Origin of the sequence: Pelagihabitans pacificus (genome assembly GCF_009371985.2) — a bacterium.
Taxonomy (GTDB): Bacteria; Bacteroidota; Bacteroidia; order Flavobacteriales; family Flavobacteriaceae; genus Pelagihabitans; species Pelagihabitans pacificus.
Genome location: NZ_VIKU02000002.1, coordinates 258,519 through 274,429, shown reverse-complemented (window position 1 = coordinate 274,429; position 15,911 = coordinate 258,519). Strand labels below are relative to the sequence as shown.

The 15,911-nt window shown below is 44.3% G+C and carries 13 protein-coding genes; 6 read left to right on the top strand and 7 right to left on the bottom strand.

Annotated elements, in window-relative coordinates:
- Positions 1-11: 11 nt before the first annotated feature.
- Positions 12-1,187 (top strand): GlmU family protein, encoded by a 1,176-nt coding sequence (locus tag FK220_RS08640; RefSeq protein ID WP_152573914.1) that lies wholly within the window; start codon positions 12-14, stop codon positions 1,185-1,187.
- 121 nt (positions 1,188-1,308) lie between these two features.
- Entirely contained in the window at positions 1,309-2,637 is a 1,329-nt protein-coding gene (mtaB, locus tag FK220_RS08635) for a tRNA (N(6)-L-threonylcarbamoyladenosine(37)-C(2))-methylthiotransferase MtaB (protein ID WP_152573913.1), read from the top strand.
- Between the two features lie 71 nt (positions 2,638-2,708).
- On the opposite strand, the gene FK220_RS08630 is transcribed toward mtaB, so the two are convergent.
- Positions 2,709-3,002, bottom strand: a complete 294-nt coding sequence (locus tag FK220_RS08630) for a GNAT family N-acetyltransferase (protein ID WP_152573912.1) — start codon at positions 3,000-3,002, stop codon at positions 2,709-2,711.
- Between the two features lie 163 nt (positions 3,003-3,165).
- Between FK220_RS08630 and FK220_RS08625 the strand changes: the two genes are divergently transcribed.
- Positions 3,166-3,828: an alpha/beta hydrolase gene (locus tag FK220_RS08625; protein WP_152573911.1), complete on the top strand. Its 663-nt coding sequence runs from the start codon at positions 3,166-3,168 to the stop codon at positions 3,826-3,828.
- A gap of 44 nt (positions 3,829-3,872) precedes the next feature.
- Positions 3,873-4,808: a lytic transglycosylase domain-containing protein gene (locus tag FK220_RS08620; protein WP_152573910.1), complete on the top strand. Its 936-nt coding sequence runs from the start codon at positions 3,873-3,875 to the stop codon at positions 4,806-4,808.
- 68 nt (positions 4,809-4,876) lie between these two features.
- Here FK220_RS08620 and FK220_RS08615 read toward each other — a convergent pair whose 3' ends face one another.
- Both FK220_RS08615 and FK220_RS08610 read right to left on the bottom strand, forming a co-directional pair.
- Entirely contained in the window at positions 4,877-5,392 is a 516-nt protein-coding gene (locus tag FK220_RS08615; protein ID WP_152573909.1) for a DUF2892 domain-containing protein, read from the bottom strand.
- A gap of 1 nt (position 5,393) precedes the next feature.
- On the bottom strand, positions 5,394-6,278 hold the full coding sequence (locus FK220_RS08610) for a DUF6263 family protein (protein WP_152573908.1): 885 nt from the start codon (positions 6,276-6,278) through the stop codon (positions 5,394-5,396).
- A gap of 309 nt (positions 6,279-6,587) precedes the next feature.
- Here FK220_RS08610 and rpmH point away from each other — a divergent pair, with 309 nt between their 5' ends.
- A complete protein-coding gene (rpmH, locus tag FK220_RS08605; RefSeq protein WP_152573907.1) occupies positions 6,588-6,755 on the top strand; it encodes a 50S ribosomal protein L34 in 168 nt (55 codons plus the stop codon).
- Positions 6,756-6,870: 115 nt separating this feature from the next.
- Positions 6,871-9,723, top strand: coding sequence for a carbamoyl-phosphate synthase large subunit (gene carB, locus FK220_RS08600; RefSeq protein WP_152573906.1), 2,853 nt, complete (start codon positions 6,871-6,873; stop codon positions 9,721-9,723).
- A 126-nt stretch (positions 9,724-9,849) separates the two neighbouring features.
- Here the strand turns inward: carB and FK220_RS08595 are convergent, their stop codons facing one another.
- The 4 genes from FK220_RS08595 to FK220_RS08580 all read right to left on the bottom strand — a co-directional run bounded on the left by FK220_RS08595 (position 9,850) and on the right by FK220_RS08580 (position 15,289).
- Positions 9,850-11,478, bottom strand: coding sequence for a long-chain fatty acid--CoA ligase (locus FK220_RS08595; RefSeq protein WP_152573905.1), 1,629 nt, complete (start codon positions 11,476-11,478; stop codon positions 9,850-9,852).
- A 97-nt stretch (positions 11,479-11,575) separates the two neighbouring features.
- Positions 11,576-11,923 (bottom strand): ribose-5-phosphate isomerase, encoded by a 348-nt coding sequence (locus FK220_RS08590; protein WP_152573904.1) that lies wholly within the window; start codon positions 11,921-11,923, stop codon positions 11,576-11,578.
- Positions 11,924-11,954: 31 nt separating this feature from the next.
- On the bottom strand, positions 11,955-14,549 hold the full coding sequence (locus FK220_RS08585; protein WP_152573903.1) for a TonB-dependent receptor plug domain-containing protein: 2,595 nt from the start codon (positions 14,547-14,549) through the stop codon (positions 11,955-11,957).
- A gap of 242 nt (positions 14,550-14,791) precedes the next feature.
- Positions 14,792-15,289 carry a DUF2306 domain-containing protein gene (locus FK220_RS08580; protein ID WP_152573902.1) on the bottom strand — a complete coding sequence of 166 codons (498 nt, stop codon included), beginning with the start codon at positions 15,287-15,289 and terminating at the stop codon, positions 14,792-14,794.
- Positions 15,290-15,911: the final 622 nt, after the last annotated feature.

The window sequence follows — 15,911 nt, the reverse complement described above, 5'->3', positions numbered from 1 at the left end:
TATCCAAATACATGAACTATATTCTTTTTGACGGACCTGTGAGGAACAATCTGTTGCCTTTTACCTTTACTAGACCGGTGGCCGATATTCGAATTGGGATTATGACCATTCGGGAGAAATGGGAAAAGTATTTGGGAAACACCACAACCACCATTACCGAGGAGTATCTGTCCGAAAAGTATCCCATGGTCGAAATGTCCGAAAACGTATTGATCAACGCTTCCTTTCTTCCGAATCCGACCCTGGCGACCTCAGTGAAGAAATTGAAGGCGAACGAGGCTATTTTTCAGGGGGAAGAGGTCATAGCATTCCATACAAAAGATACACAGGAGGAAGTTGACTTTTCTTTCTACGAACAAATCGAGTTCGAGGGGGATATACTCCGTATTGTAAATACATGGGACATTTTCTCCAAGAATGGGGAAGCGCTTCAGGCCGATTTCGACCTATTGACCAGGGGACGCAAAAGTGCCCCGATTTCGAATACCAACCGATTGATACATCCTGAGAATATTTTTTTGGAGGAAGGCGCCACGGTGGAACATAGCATCCTAAACGCCACGGAAGGCCCTATCTACCTGGGAAAAGATTCCCAGGTTTGGGAAGGTAACCTTATTCGCGGGGGATTTGCACTCTGTAACAACGGAGTGGTTAAAATGGGGGCCAAGATATACGGACCTACCACCGTTGGTCCCTACGGTAAGGTTTGCGGCGAAATAAGCAATTCGGTTATTTTCGGGTACTCTAGCAAGGGGCATGAAGGTTATTTGGGAAATGCAGTGCTCGGGGAATGGTGTAATATCGGCGCTGACAGTAACAACTCCAACCTAAAGAATAACTACGCCAAGGTGCGATTGTGGAACTATGCCACCGAAAGCTTCGAGCAAACGGGGCTGCAGTTTTGTGGTTTGATGATGGGTGATCACAGCAAGACCGCTATCAATACGATGTTCAATACGGGAACGGTCATTGGAGTAAATTGCAATATCTATGTACCGGGATTTCCCAGAAATTTTGTTCCAAGCTTTAGTTGGGGCGGAGCGTCCGGTTTTTCGGTATATCCTACGTCTAAAGCTTTCGAAACCGCCAAAGTCATGATGGCGCGTAGAGGGGTAACTTTCGATGAAACGGAAGCTCGTATTCTGGAACATGTGTTCGAACTTACCAAGAGCTGGAGAAAGTATTGAAAGCCCATGCCGGTAATCCGCCCTGCGTTTCGGGTTGATAATGAAGAACTTGGAATAGGAAATTAGTGGAACTTGAATTACTGCCCTATATTTGCAATCCCAAAATTAGATTTCAGTCCGTATGAAAAAAAGAGTGGCCTTTTACACCTTGGGATGCAAACTCAACTTTTCCGAAACCTCGACGATCGCAAGGGGCTTTCAGGAGGAGGGTTTTGAACGGGTCGACTTTTCAGAGCATGCCGATATGTACGTAATCAATACCTGTTCGGTCACCGAGAACGCCGATAAGCGGTTCAAGACAATCGTAAAACAGGCGCAAAAGAGAAATCCCGAAGCTTTTGTGGCTGCGATAGGTTGTTATGCGCAGCTGAAACCACAGGAATTGGCCGCAGTCAACGGGGTCGATTTGGTGTTGGGCGCCACCGAAAAATTCAAGATTACCGATTATATCAACGATCTCACCAAGAACGATTTTGGGGAGGTGCACTCCTGTGAAATCGAGGAAGCTGATTTTTATGTGGGTAGTTATGCCATCGGTGATCGTACCAGGGCATTCTTAAAGGTCCAGGATGGCTGTGATTATAAATGTACCTATTGTACCATTCCATTGGCACGCGGTATCTCCAGAAGTGACACCTTGGGAAATGCACTAAAAAATGCCGCGGAAATTTCATCCCAAGGAATCAAGGAAATTGTGCTAACAGGCGTTAATATCGGGGATTACGGAAAAGGGGAGTTTGGAAATAAAAGGCACGAACATACGTTTTTGGATTTAGTCAAGGCACTGGATGGGGTGGAAGGAATTCAACGGTTACGTATTTCATCCATCGAACCGAATCTCTTAAAAAACGAAACCATCGATTTTGTATCAAAAAGTGATTCTTTTGTGCCGCATTTCCATATTCCCTTACAAAGCGGAAGCGATGTGATCCTAAAGCGAATGCGCAGACGTTATATGACCGATTTGTATGTCGATCGTGTTCGGCGGATTAAATCGGTAATGCCCCATGCCTGTATTGGTGTAGACGTCATTGTAGGTTTTCCTGGGGAGACCGATGACGAATTTTTGAAAACCTATCATTTTTTGAACGAAATCGATATTTCCTATTTGCATGTCTTTACCTACTCGGAACGCGACAACACGGCGGCGGCGACTATGGCTGGTACGGTTCCCAAAAGAATAAGGAGCCAACGAAGTAAGATGTTACGGGGATTGTCGGTTAAAAAGAGGAGGGCTTTCTATGAAAGTCAATTGGGAACGGTTCGAACTGTACTTTTTGAGGGAGAAAATAAAGAGGGATATATAAACGGGTTTACGGAGAATTATGTCAAAGTAAAAGCACCTTGGAACCCAAATCTTGTCAACACCTTACATCAGGTGGAATTAACAAAAATAGATGAAGACGGCCTGGTCCGTTTCGAGTTCGTTAAGAAGGGAGTTGAGGTATAAGAAGGGCACCCACCACGTATTTTCACAAAAAAACCTCCACGATGGGAGGTTTTAACTTTTTTGGAGGCTGGTTAGATTCTTATACCAACCGGTAACATTTCCTTGTACTGTCTATTTTTTCTTAGAAATCCGGCTATTTGCGGACTGGTAGGGACCACGCGTAGATTTTTGTCCTGAATGTGGTGTAGTACCGACTTGATGAAATCTTCCTTAAAGGTTTCTTGCTCAATTTCGTCAGGAATTACCAACTTTGTCAAGAAGACCTTTCGCTCCTGCGAAGAATATTCAATTTTAGCTAAATGTCCGTTAACCTTCGTTTCAAATTGGCGCAAGAAACTGTTATCCTTAATTTCTACTTCATTCATATAGTGTGATTTTAAAATTGGTCCTAGACAAAAAAATTACGATATGCTCTCACCGTAATTTGAAAATTTTCAAGAAAAGTTAAAAGACGCAGTTATCTTAACTTAGACTGCAAAAGTACTAAAAAAAATGCTAAATTCCTAGCAAAATAGCAAGCTTCCCAAAATGTCGGATGATAAGATCCATGTTTATTTTATGCCGGGTATGGCGGCCAATCCATCCATCTTCAAAAATATTGACCTTCCAAGGGAACGTTTCGAACAACATCTGTTGTCTTGGTTTGTTCCCACCCAGGGGATGACCCTTGGGGAGTACGCCTTGGAGATGGTCAAAAACGTTACACATGAAAACCCGGTGTTGGTAGGGGTATCCTTTGGAGGGCTTTTGGTGCAGGAGATGGCCCGGTATCTAAAAACCAAGAAGATAATCGTGGTCTCAAGCGTAAAACACGAGTCCGAGTTGCCCAAACGTATGCTATTTGCCAAATACACCAAAATACATCGATTGTTACCTACCGGTTTGGTGAACAACGTGGAGCTTTTGGCAAAATATGCCTTTGGGGAAACGGTAACAAAACGCCTGCAGTTGTACGAAGAATATCTTTCGATAAGGGATAAGTACTATATCGATTGGTCTATTGATCAAATTGTCAACTGGAAACAGACTTACTGCCCGGACTGTTTGATTCATATTCACGGGGAAAAAGACGCTGTTTTTCCCATCGTGAACATAAAAAACTGTATTCCAGTGCAGAATGGGACCCATACAATGATCATTCACCGTGCAAAATGGTTTAATGAGCATCTACCCACAATTATTTTGCAATAACACAGTTGTATTAATAACTTTGATGAACCAAGAATGATTGTGCCATGAGAATTTTAAAGAATATTTTGATGTTATTAGGGGTGTTTTTCGTAATAAGCACCTTGATTTTTGCTGTGCAGAGCGGTCAAGTCGATGAAACCGATGTTGCCGAAGTCAACACGGTAAAGGAAACGACGAGCTATCAGATTACGGCTATCGATATTCCGGAAAACTTGAATTTTGCGGGGGAATCCGTTCCATTGGAAGATCCCGAGGTCATGGAAAGGGTCGACCGGGAATTCTTGGTAAATACCTATTGGCAGTCCAACGCCGTGTTGTTGATGAAAAGGGCGAACAAATACTTTCCTGTTATCGAACCTATCTTGGCAAAGAATGGTGTCCCCGACGATTTCAAATATTTAGCCGTTGCGGAAAGCGGTCTTCAAAATGTTGTTTCCCCTGCGGGTGCTACGGGCTTCTGGCAAATTATGAAAACTACGGGAAAGGAATACGGATTGGAGGTCAACTCCAATGTCGACGAACGGTATCATTTGGAGAAGGCCACTGAAGTCGCCTGTAGGTATCTTAAAAAATCAAAGGAGCGTTTCGGTACATGGACCCTGGCCGCAGCTTCCTACAATGCAGGTCCCGGATCGATTGACAAATTCATGGGAATTCAGAAAGCAGAGAATTACTATGATTTGTTGTTAGGGGAAGAAACAGGCCGATATGTATTTCGCATCATGGCGATCAAGGAGATTCTTAGCAGCCCTGAAAAGTATGGTTTTCGTATAGATGAGGAAGACATGTACCAAGCGGTACCTACCTTTAAGGTTGAGGTGAACGAACCAATTTTGAGCTTCGCCGATTTCGCCAAGCAGTACGAAATCAATTATAAAGTCTTAAAGCGCCATAACCCATGGTTGCGACAACCACATCTGAACAACGCCTCAAGAAAGAAGTATACCATCGAAATTCCGAACAAGGGATACTACAAGTAAATTTCAAGGAAGTGAGCCTTTGAATTTTGATTTCGCTGTTTGACGCGTACTATCGGTGAATGCCGAAATTAGATTTTTTTCATTTGTTGTTGCATCATTTTGATCTGCTCGGTAAGCATATTGTTCTTATCGAGTTTTTTGGCTTCCTGCAAAAGGGTAGTGGCCTCTCTTTTACGCCGTTTTTGCATAGCGATGCCCGCTAGGCTCAACTTGGCCATCGCGATGTCATAGTCCATGGTGAGCCCCAACTTCAGCGCTTTTCTAAAGTATTTTTCGGCTTGGGTAAGGTTTTTCTGGGAATGGATAATTCCGTGCAGGTAGTTGTAATATCCTTGTTGCTTTACAATGAGCGCCGATTCTGGATTTTTAATTTTGTCCAGCCACTTTTGGGTACCTTCCAAGTCCTGTTTTCGCATCCGGAGAAAAGCCAAAAGAATCATCTCGTTCCTAAAATAGAGGAAAACGAAAATCAGTGATAGCAGTATCAAAAAGATGCCGTTTCCTATATTTCCTTCGACGAATTGGTAGATGGCATAGGCAATAATCAATCCCGCAATGACCAATTTAATATTTTTGTTGAACATGTTATTTGTTGATTAGTTGGTAAGTTACTTTCGATTTTATGCTGGTTGGTATTTCTTGATCACCCAACTGTACCATCGTGGTCCAGCCTTCGGCCAGTCCCTCCACTGTCATTGACTTTATAAAACCTGAGGCTAGCTCGGTGATAACGGAGGTTTGTTGTGCACCGTTTAATTTCATGGTTGTGGTGGGTTCGGTAACTTCCATTATTACATCCGCGGAACCACTGATTTCGGCATTGGTATCGGAAATGGCATCCAAAGTCCATTGGTTTTTGGCGTTTAATTTACCGGAGTATTCATTTTCCCAGGTATCTCCAACCTGCACGTCTTCCGTGGGATAGATATACGTCATTTGCTCATAGCTGTTCGAAAGGGCTTCGGAACCAAATTCCTTTTCCAAGGATTTTTTCATCATGTTTATCGAGAATTCATCTTCGAGACCGGATGCTTCGGCCATTTTTCCTACCAAACTGTCTCCGCCTATGACCTTCAGTATATCACCGTTTTTTGCCAGAACCATTGTCACCGGGATTTCGAGCAAGCTATTGAACATCATGGACTGCATATCGCCTTCGTCGGCTTCTTTCGCATTCACGTTCATTAATTCTCCCTGAATGCTTGAGGTCATCCTCATATTTAAGTCCTTAAAACGCAAGGCTATTTCATAATTTCCCTCTTTTTCGCCCATGACCCTGAATTCCAAAATACCATTGACATTATTGGTAATTTCGTGAACGGCTCCGTCCATATTTTGCGTAATGATCTGCTGGGCATCTTGTTTTATGGTAAAGACATCGTCTTTTTCGAGATGATATTCCAGATTGGTCTGGGCAGGGGAAACCGACCCCATAACCACTAAACAAACGAAGTGTATTATATATTTCATAGAGAGCCCCGATAGTGCTTAAAAATCACGGCAAAAGTAATAAAAACAAATCGAAACCCTTTGTTTTTGGAGGGAGTAGTTATTGATTAAAATGGCTTTTGTTTTTGCGTTCCATATGGTTTTTTAAACCATTAATAGGATGGTTGAAATCATAGTCGGTATTCACCCTTTTTTTCCAGATATGGGAAAAGCATTATAAAGGCCCAACATTTTTTTAAATGCATTTGCCAAAGCAAAAACTCTTCGTATATTTGCGCCCAGTTTTGCAGACGGTTTGTGGAACGATTCACTAACACAAAGGTTTAAAAAATGCCGGGAAGTAAAAGAACATATCAGCCATCCAAAAGGAAGAGAAGGAACAAACACGGTTTTAGGGAGCGTATGGCGACCGTTAATGGAAGAAAGGTGCTCGCCAGAAGAAGGGCGAAGGGAAGAAAGAAGTTAACCGTATCCTCAGAGCCGAGACACAAAAAATAAATGGTTCCAATCATTAATAAATACAAACGGTGTTACTTTTCACAAAGTAGCACCTTTTTTTTGCGCTGTTGTTTCAGCAAATACAGAATACTAACTTAAAAATGCTATTCCTAAAATGCCCAAAAGAAAAGATTTAAATTCGATTTTGATCATCGGTTCAGGCCCCATTGTAATCGGTCAGGCCTGTGAGTTCGACTACGCTGGTTCGCAATCGCTACGTTCGCTGAGGGAAGATGGTATCGAAACCATCTTAATCAACAGTAATCCGGCGACGATTATGACCGATCCCTCCATGGCCGACCATGTGTATCTGAAACCCTTGACCACCAAATCGATCGTCGAAATCTTAAAGGAGCATCCGCAGATCGATGCAGTATTGCCCACGATGGGTGGTCAAACCGCATTGAATCTCTGTATCGAAGCGGATGAAAAAGGAATTTGGGAAGATTTTGGGATAGAATTGATCGGGGTTGATATCGATGCCATCAATATCACCGAAGATCGTGAAAAATTTCGGGAGCTTATGCTGAAAATAGGGGTGGGAATGGCGCCCCAAGCTACTGCAACCTCGTTCTTGAAGGGAAAGGAGATTGCCCAGGAATTTGGCTTCCCCTTGGTAATAAGGGCCTCTTATACCTTAGGTGGTGCCGGAGCCTCCATCGTTTACAAACCGGAAGATTTTGATGAGTTGTTGAGCCGTGGGCTTGAGATTTCACCCATTCATGAAGTGATGATCGATAAGGCCTTGATGGGTTGGAAGGAATACGAGTTGGAGTTACTCCGTGATAAAAACGACAATGTCGTTATCATTTGTACCATAGAGAATATGGATCCGATGGGTATCCACACCGGGGATTCCATTACCGTGGCCCCTGCGATGACCTTATCGGACCGTACCTTTCAACGTATGAGGGATATGGCCATAAAAATGATGCGTAGTATAGGGGATTTCGAAGGCGGTTGTAACGTGCAGTTTGCCGTTAGTCCGGATGAAAAAGAGGACATTATTGCCATTGAGATCAACCCTAGGGTTTCGCGATCCTCTGCTTTGGCCTCCAAAGCAACCGGATATCCCATTGCGAAGGTGGCGACCAAGTTGGCTATTGGATATTCGTTGGATGAACTTGAGAACCAAATCACCAAATCCACCTCGGCGCTTTTCGAACCGACCTTGGACTATGTTATCGTAAAAATACCTCGATGGAATTTCGACAAATTCGAAGGATCTGACCGTACACTGGGGCTACAGATGAAATCGGTTGGGGAAGTTATGGGCATCGGCCGGTCATTTCAGGAAGCGCTACATAAAGCTACGCAATCCCTAGAAATTAAACGTAATGGTCTGGGTGCCGATGGGAAAGGCTATACCAATTACGAACAGATTATTGAAAAATTGACCGTTCCCAGTTGGGACCGGGTTTTTGTAATCTATGATGCCATACAGATTGGTATCCCACTGAGTAGGATCCACGAGATTACTAAAATAGACATGTGGTTCCTGAAACAATACGAAGAGCTACATTTTTTAGAAAAGGAGATTTCCAAATATACGGTTGCCACCATATCGAAAGATCTCTTGTTGGAGGCCAAGCAAAAAGGGTTTGCCGACCGACAGATTGCCTATATGCTCGATTGCTACGAAAGTGAAGTGTACAATAAGCGTACGGCCATGAACATCAATCGAGTCTACAAATTGGTGGATACCTGTGCGGCCGAATTCAAGGCCTTGACGCCCTACTATTATTCCACTTTTGAAGCCGATATCGAAACGGCCGATGGCAATCGATACGTAGAGAACGATAGTATTGTGACCGAAAAGAAAAAGATTGTGGTACTGGGTTCGGGCCCGAATAGGATCGGTCAAGGAATCGAGTTTGATTACTGCTGCGTGCACGGGGTATTGGCCGCTGCGGAATGCGGTTATGAGACCATCATGATCAATTGCAACCCGGAAACGGTCTCCACGGATTTTGATACCGCTGACAAGCTTTACTTCGAACCTGTTTTCTGGGAACATATCTACGACATTATTCGCCATGAAAAACCCGAGGGGGTAATTGTTCAATTGGGAGGGCAAACGGCACTGAAGCTTGCGGAAAAGTTGGATAAATACGGTATCAAGATTATCGGTACCAGCTTTCAATCGCTCGATTTGGCCGAAGATCGGGGAAGTTTTTCTCGTTTATTAAAGGAGAATGATATACCCTACCCAAGGTTTGGGGTTGCCGAAACCGCCGATGAGGCATCGCAATTGGCCGATGAACTTGGTTTTCCCCTGTTGGTAAGACCTTCTTATGTACTAGGCGGCCAGGGAATGAAGATTGTCATCAATAAGGAGGATTTGGAGGCCCATGTGGTGGATTTACTTCGTAAGATTCCCAATAACAAACTTCTCTTGGATCATTACTTGGATGGTGCTATCGAGGCGGAAGCCGATGCGATTTGCGATGGGGAAGAGGTACAGATCATAGGAATCATGGAACACATCGAACCCTGTGGTATCCACTCCGGGGACTCGAACGCTACCTTGCCACCCTTTAACCTCGGGGAATTCGTAATGCAGCAGATAAAGGACCACACCAAGAAAATCGCCTTGGCCCTGAATACGGTCGGACTCATCAATATTCAGTTTGCCATCAAGGATGATCAGGTGTATATCATCGAAGCCAACCCAAGGGCTTCCCGAACCGTACCTTTTATTGCCAAGGCCTACGGCCAGCCCTATGTGAACTACGCCACCAAAGTGATGCTCGGTGAAAATAAAGTAAAGGATTTTGAATTTAAACCGCAATTGGAAGGTTTTGCGATCAAACAACCCGTATTCTCGTTTAACAAGTTCCCAAATGTGAATAAGAATCTTGGGCCCGAGATGAAGAGTACGGGTGAAAGCATTCTGTTTATCGATGACCTAAAGGATGACCAGTTTTACGAACTGTACCATCGTCGGAAGATGTATCTTTCGAAGTAATACTGGGAAAAGTCCAAGTACAAAATCCCAAATTCCATTGGCATACCTACTTTTGGAATTTGGGACTTTTATGTGGATACTATTTTTTTCCCGATGCAATTTATGGGTCGTTGGAGAAGTGATACCCTAACCTAGTTTTCCTTCAGCATAGCGTTTACGGATTTCTTTTTTATCAAATTTTCCAACGCTCGTCCTAGGTACTTGGTCGATAAATACGTAATGCTCCGGGATTTGATACTTGGCGAAGTCCCTTGCGAGAAATTCCATCATTTCTTCCTTGGTGACCTTTTCGTTTGCATCGGCGAGCACGATGCTTGCCAAAGGTCGTTCGGACCAGGTATCATCAGGAATAGCTATGACCGCGGCTTCCTTGATTTTGGGATGCGACATCAGGGCGGATTCCAATGCGACACTGGATATCCATTCACCACCACTTTTGATGAGGTCTTTGGTACGGTCGGTAATATGCATATAGCCGTCTTCGTCGATGGTACTTACATCTCCCGTTTTGAACCATCCGTCCTCGGAAAAGTTCTCTTGGTTCAACGTTTTGAAGTAAGAGCGGAGCACCCAAGCGCCTCGTACCTGGAGTTCTCCCATGGTTTTCCCATCCCTCGGGGCCACAGTACCATCATCCTTTACGATTCGCATTTCTATTCCGGGAAATTCGATGCCCTGTTTGGCCCTGATGTGCAGTTTCTCCTTTTCGCTGAGCGACTCGTGTTTTGGCTGCAGCCTCGCAACCGTACCTAATGGTGAGGTTTCGGTCATTCCCCATGCTTGTACGCCCCGTATACCAAAATCCCTTTCAAACCCTTCGATCAGACTCGCCGGGAGGGCCGAACCGCCCACCAAGTATTCCTCGAGCACCAGTTTTTCCTTAGGTGGATTTTTCTTCATCGCCTCGTAAACCCCCAGCCATATCGTGGGTACCCCATTGGCCTTGGTCACTTTCTCTTCCTGCAAAATACGTATAATCGCTTCTGGCTGAAGATGCAGTGAGGGCATTACCATATCGGCGCCTGCCAGGATGCACATATAGGGGAACCCCCAGGCCATCACATGAAATTGGGGCACGATCAATAGCATCACATCCCGATTGCTACAGTTGGCCGCATTCGGGGAAAGGATGGTCGAGGCATGCAAATAGGTAGAGCGATGGGAATACAACACCCCTTTGGGCAGCCCAGTGGTACCACTGGTATAACACATGCCACAGGCATCGTTTTCATTCAATGCAGGCCATTCAAACTCCTCCGAATTATCTTTTAACAGGTCTTCGTAATGCAGCACCTCGGGTAGGGTAGTGGTAAATCCTTCGGGAGCATTGATAATAATATATTTTTCAACGGTTTCCAACTGGGCCGCAATTTTTTCTAGCAAGGGGACCAAGGTGGCATCGACAAATATCACCTTGTCCTCCGAATGATTGATAATGAATTCCGTTTGTTGTGAAGACAGGCGGATGTTGATGGTATGGCAAATAGCTCCGATTCCAGGTATCCCGTAATAGAGTTCCAAATGTTGGTAATGGTTCCATGCAAAGGTCCCTACCATATCCCCTCTAGTGACGCCCAGCTTTTTGGTCAGGGCATTCGCCAACTGCTTGGTACGTTTATATAGGTCACTAAACCTATATTCGTGTCGGCTACCATCAGGTAGGTGGCTTATGACTTTTTTATGATGGAAGGCACTGTTGCCATATTCCAAAATGGTAGTGGTCGTTAGCGGGTAGTGCATCATTAAACCTTCCATAGGTACTTTTTTAGCTTTAGCGTTTGATGGTTTGTCCCAGTAGGGATCTCCCTAAAGTTACTCATTTAAAAAGAATTATCAACTACCACCATACTGTTCAATTGAACCATACGGCATACCGTTTTCGCCGTAACTCCAGGGCGAGCGCTTCTTCCATCTTTAGCGCTTCCTCCCGGGTAGATACGGGTGCAATATGGTTGTAGAGACTGGGCCGTAGATACATCCCGTATTTTTGGACAATATTGGCAGAGAGCTTATGGCCTTTTTTGTTCACATAGCCAGTTTTGTGTTGCTCAAATCGTTCCTTGGGAGACTTGCTCGTCATGCCTACATATAGGCATTGCAATACGCCATTGAATTGTGGATTGGCCTCCCGGAAGCGTCTATTTTCGGTATAGACCCTCTTGGAGAGTTCGATGACGTAGACTTGGTAGTAGGTTTTCATGTCGGATTACTGAGCGAAGTGTTGAGAAGTGTTATTCTACCGTAAACTCGCTATAGCCAACCACTGCGCTTCCGTCTCTTGTGATACCTTCCACCTTGATGACAAAATCCCCCCTAGTATCACCGGTAAAGAAGTTGACCAATGTGCTTCCAGAGTCTTCGATGGTAATGTTCGGCCGCCATAATAGGGTGGTGCGATAATCATGTTTTACAGCAGCTTTCTGCGACTCGGTAGAATAGGTGGGTGTATAAAATTCCCTTTCTTTATAGAAGTTGGGAATAATCAGGTTGGGATCCTTATCGTAATCCAGGCGGGGTTTTTCATCACTTTTCCTTGAGCGTGTCGTTATCACAACGGCTCCCTTGCTTGCCCGGCTTCCGTAGGCGGCTGCTTCCACGCCCCGTAGCACATCGACAAACAAAATATCGGAAGGATCCATAGTTTGAATGAATTCCAACGGTACCTCACTGTTATTTACCAGGTAGAGAATCCCTCCAGAGTTGCCGTGCCCTGAAAACGTTTTTATCTTCAGGGTTTGGTTAGGGGGAATTCCCGAAACCGTAATACCGGGAGCGCGTGCGATGATGTCCATTGCAGTAACCGGTATGCCAGTGTCCAAGGAATCAGGGAACAGCCGTACGTTGGGATTCGTTACCAGCAAAGGTGTATCGACTTTATCGTAAACATCTTTTTTTTGGGCGCTTACAGCCACTTCGTCCAATTGGGTAACGGTAGGGTCGTATTGAAAATCGGCCACCTTTTTGGTGTACGATTGCCTTAAATAAGTGCTGATATCACTTTGCTTAGAATTGGGGTCAACACCCTTTTTTATGATCTCTGGATTCAATTTCGACTGGGAAAATCTGATTTTTTCTACTCTAGTCACCGGAACCTCGGGCCGGTTTTTATCAAGAAAAATAGCGATAGTCCCATGATTGCTTCGTCTTTTTTTTGGAGACTCAACGACTTCCAAATAGGTTTTCTCGCCGTTTTCGAGCGGGTAGGGCCCAAAACTAAATCTGCCTCGCGCATCGGTGATCTGCGTTTCGCTTATTCCTCTCTCTGGTATTCTTAAGGCCACGGTCGCCTGTTTTCGTACGTCGGGATTTTTGTTCAAGGCGGTATATCCACTGAGCGTAATCCCTTCGGCCTTTTCAGGGCTATAAGTGGGTTTTCTGTTGACCTGTTCTTGTGCCAAATCTTTCCATGCAAATCTTCTCCAACCGTGGGTAAGCATCAATGCATCCAAAAGAAATTTTCTTTCGCTTGACACGTCCTCGAAAAAATAGCTTGGATCCTTGACCGTTCCTCCCAGATCGGAATCGAGTAAAAGCCAACTTTTGATATCCGATTTCGCCATGTTCTTTGGCAGTTGATTGCTTTTGGTCACCACCGACATGGAGAAATCTCCCTTATACAAGGTACCATCTGAGTCAGTTACCTTGATCGCAACGCCTGCCTTTTGCCGGGTACCGTACTTTTCGGCATTTTGTGCTACCAGAAGACGCTTATCATTGTCGGGATGGTCTACAAAAACCAGGCGCTCACAAATAGGTTGCCCTTCCTTGCTAAAAAGGGTAAAATGGGCGACCCCGTCCATAAGCCTATCGGTTTTTAATTTAACTGTGTAGGAATCAGCATCTTCCGAAGTGCCTTGACGTTTAAAGAAGGTATCTCCCCTAAAATGACCGATTACAAAACTACCCTCTAAGCCATGGGCAATATTGGTACTGATATTTAATACCAAATGGTCGCCGTTGTTGCGGATGCTCATCACAAAGCCGGATGGTAATGCCCTAGGGACCAGAAAATTCTTTTCGGCATCATTTACAATGACTTGTGCATAATACTTTTCGTTCGGTTTCGGAGTAAAGCTTACCTTTCCCAGGCCACTTTCATGCGTATTGAAAAAAGCCATGGGCTTGCCGGAATCGTTGACAATGGTTCCGCTTACCGCAAGTCCTTCACCATTTTTATCCAAAGCCTCGATTCCTAACACACTGGACAAACCAGCTACCAAATCACCACCTTCTGGGTATAGTTGCACCTGTTTGGGATTACGGTTTTCAGTACTCCGATCGTACAGCGGTGCGGAGGTTGCTTTCGCATTGGAATTGAAAGTAGAGAGGTCGTGTAGGGCGTCCACTTCTTGTCGGTAAATTGGGATTACCTTTTGAAAAACGGTCGGGTCCTGTTCGTTCAGCATGTACTTGGTATAGGCTCGTAAAAGATAGTTCCCCTCTTTTAGACCTATGGGCAGAGGGAAGTCTGCAGGAGCGGTCATCCGATCAATCCGTAATTTTCGAAAGGCAACCAGACTATCTGTTTCGTTCAAAAGCTCTACATACACCACCTCGCTCTTGTCACTGGGTCCGTGAAATATTCCATCTATTAGATAGGTATTGAACCAGATGGTTTCCCCATCGGTATAAATATCCTTGTCGGTATGGATATAAATTTTTTCAGGGCTATTGGTAGAAGCATATATCGCCAACTTGCCCAAAATCCTTTCTAAAATGGGATTGTTTTGATTTACTTGGTCGAAACCCAAGGCTATAACAATCCCTATGGCTAAAATTAAAACCCTGATCTTCGGTGTGCCCAATGCGGGAACAATTTTTCTCATGCATCGTTTTCCCTACAATTTAATTAAAAATCAAGGATTTGAACCATTCGTTAGCGGATTTTTAAAACAGCCCATATAGTAGTTGGGATGGGGGTTAGTAAATTTTTTAAGTGACTTGGGCTTTACATGAATTGCAAACAACGGCTAAAATTGAAAAAGTATGTTTTGGGTGCAAAACCGATTGATATCTTCCTATTTGGATTTGGGAAAAGACAAAAAATACCTGCAGAAACATTCGATACTCAATTATTTTGATACAAGGCCTTCCAAGAGTCCTTGTATTTTCTGAAATAAATCGAACCAACTCCACCCACAGCGGCTGCCGAGAGGCCTACTAGGGCATAAAAGGTGACCGTGATGTCTTTTCCCAGTTCGAATAGGATAGGAATCCGGGTAAAGATCTCCGCGGCAAAGGCGCAATAGAGTCCGATAACGCTCCAGTACATAAAGCTAAAGTGGTATTGTAAATAGTCCTTGGGTCGTTTTACGAACATCGGTAGCATTCCTGCCAATAGGGTAGCACCGCTAATCACGGAAAACACATGTAACACGCCAAAGGTGCCATGTAACCGATAAATCATGAAAGAGGTAGCGAGCAACACCAACATGGATAGTGAGTAGACATACCCTATTTTTTGATGTTTTTTGGTTGCTTTTGTTCCTATCAACACCATGGTGCCAGTAATCAGGGCGATGACGGATGCTACTAGATGCACCATTCCTGTTGCGTTTGAGATCATTGTCAGCTATTTTAATTTCAAGGTATAGTGGAAAACGATTTGTTGGAAGAAAAAGGCACCCAGTTGTCGAATTGGCAGACTGAATTGTAATGTTACGAAAACAATCTTCCAATCCTTCAGGCTTGCCCTCTTATGTATCTTACCTTTATATCATCAATCGGTTGACGTGTGGCTTTTGTGCCGTTGCGACATTCTCCCGGTTTATTTTGGCGCTATGGACCCTACCGTATTCACGGCCACGTGCCCAAACCAGGCAAATTGTCTTCCATCGGGCAGTGGGTACGATGAACCAATACCTTCTCGCCATTGTATTCGACCGTTTTTACGTCTGCACCATGTGCAACGGTCTCCATATAGATGGTAGTATACTTCGGAGGCTCTTCGCTCCCTAGTTTGTGGATATGACCAGGAATGCATTTTTACGTCCGGATTGCGATGATAGCCGAATTCCCATGCTGGTCAATGTCCATTTTATCACCTCCTTGTTAGGTGAAATAGTCTCCTATAGGTCGCTGCAGCCAATGTCAAAATGAAGTACTGCTTTCTTGACAAGTTTATTTTTAATTAATCAAATAGAGCCCTATTGACGGCCTTGGTACCATACCAAATAATAATTTGTTGA

Bases quoted from the DNA above. Each gene is read 5' to 3' on its own strand.
- FK220_RS08640 (WP_152573914.1), top strand. From the start codon at position 12: ATGAACTATATTCTTTTTGACGGACCTGTGAGGAACAATCTGTTGCCT.
- mtaB (WP_152573913.1), top strand. From the start codon at position 1,309: ATGAAAAAAAGAGTGGCCTTTTACACCTTGGGATGCAAACTCAACTTT.
- FK220_RS08630 (WP_152573912.1), bottom strand. From the start codon at position 3,002: ATGAATGAAGTAGAAATTAAGGATAACAGTTTCTTGCGCCAATTTGAA.
- FK220_RS08625 (WP_152573911.1), top strand. From the start codon at position 3,166: ATGTCGGATGATAAGATCCATGTTTATTTTATGCCGGGTATGGCGGCC.
- FK220_RS08620 (WP_152573910.1), top strand. From the start codon at position 3,873: ATGAGAATTTTAAAGAATATTTTGATGTTATTAGGGGTGTTTTTCGTA.
- FK220_RS08615 (WP_152573909.1), bottom strand. From the start codon at position 5,392: ATGTTCAACAAAAATATTAAATTGGTCATTGCGGGATTGATTATTGCC.
- FK220_RS08610 (WP_152573908.1), bottom strand. From the start codon at position 6,278: ATGAAATATATAATACACTTCGTTTGTTTAGTGGTTATGGGGTCGGTT.
- rpmH (WP_152573907.1), top strand. From the start codon at position 6,588: ATGCCGGGAAGTAAAAGAACATATCAGCCATCCAAAAGGAAGAGAAGG.
- carB (WP_152573906.1), top strand. From the start codon at position 6,871: ATGCCCAAAAGAAAAGATTTAAATTCGATTTTGATCATCGGTTCAGGC.
- FK220_RS08595 (WP_152573905.1), bottom strand. From the start codon at position 11,478: ATGGAAGGTTTAATGATGCACTACCCGCTAACGACCACTACCATTTTG.
- FK220_RS08590 (WP_152573904.1), bottom strand. From the start codon at position 11,923: ATGAAAACCTACTACCAAGTCTACGTCATCGAACTCTCCAAGAGGGTC.
- FK220_RS08585 (WP_152573903.1), bottom strand. From the start codon at position 14,549: ATGAGAAAAATTGTTCCCGCATTGGGCACACCGAAGATCAGGGTTTTA.
- FK220_RS08580 (WP_152573902.1), bottom strand. From the start codon at position 15,289: ATGATCTCAAACGCAACAGGAATGGTGCATCTAGTAGCATCCGTCATC.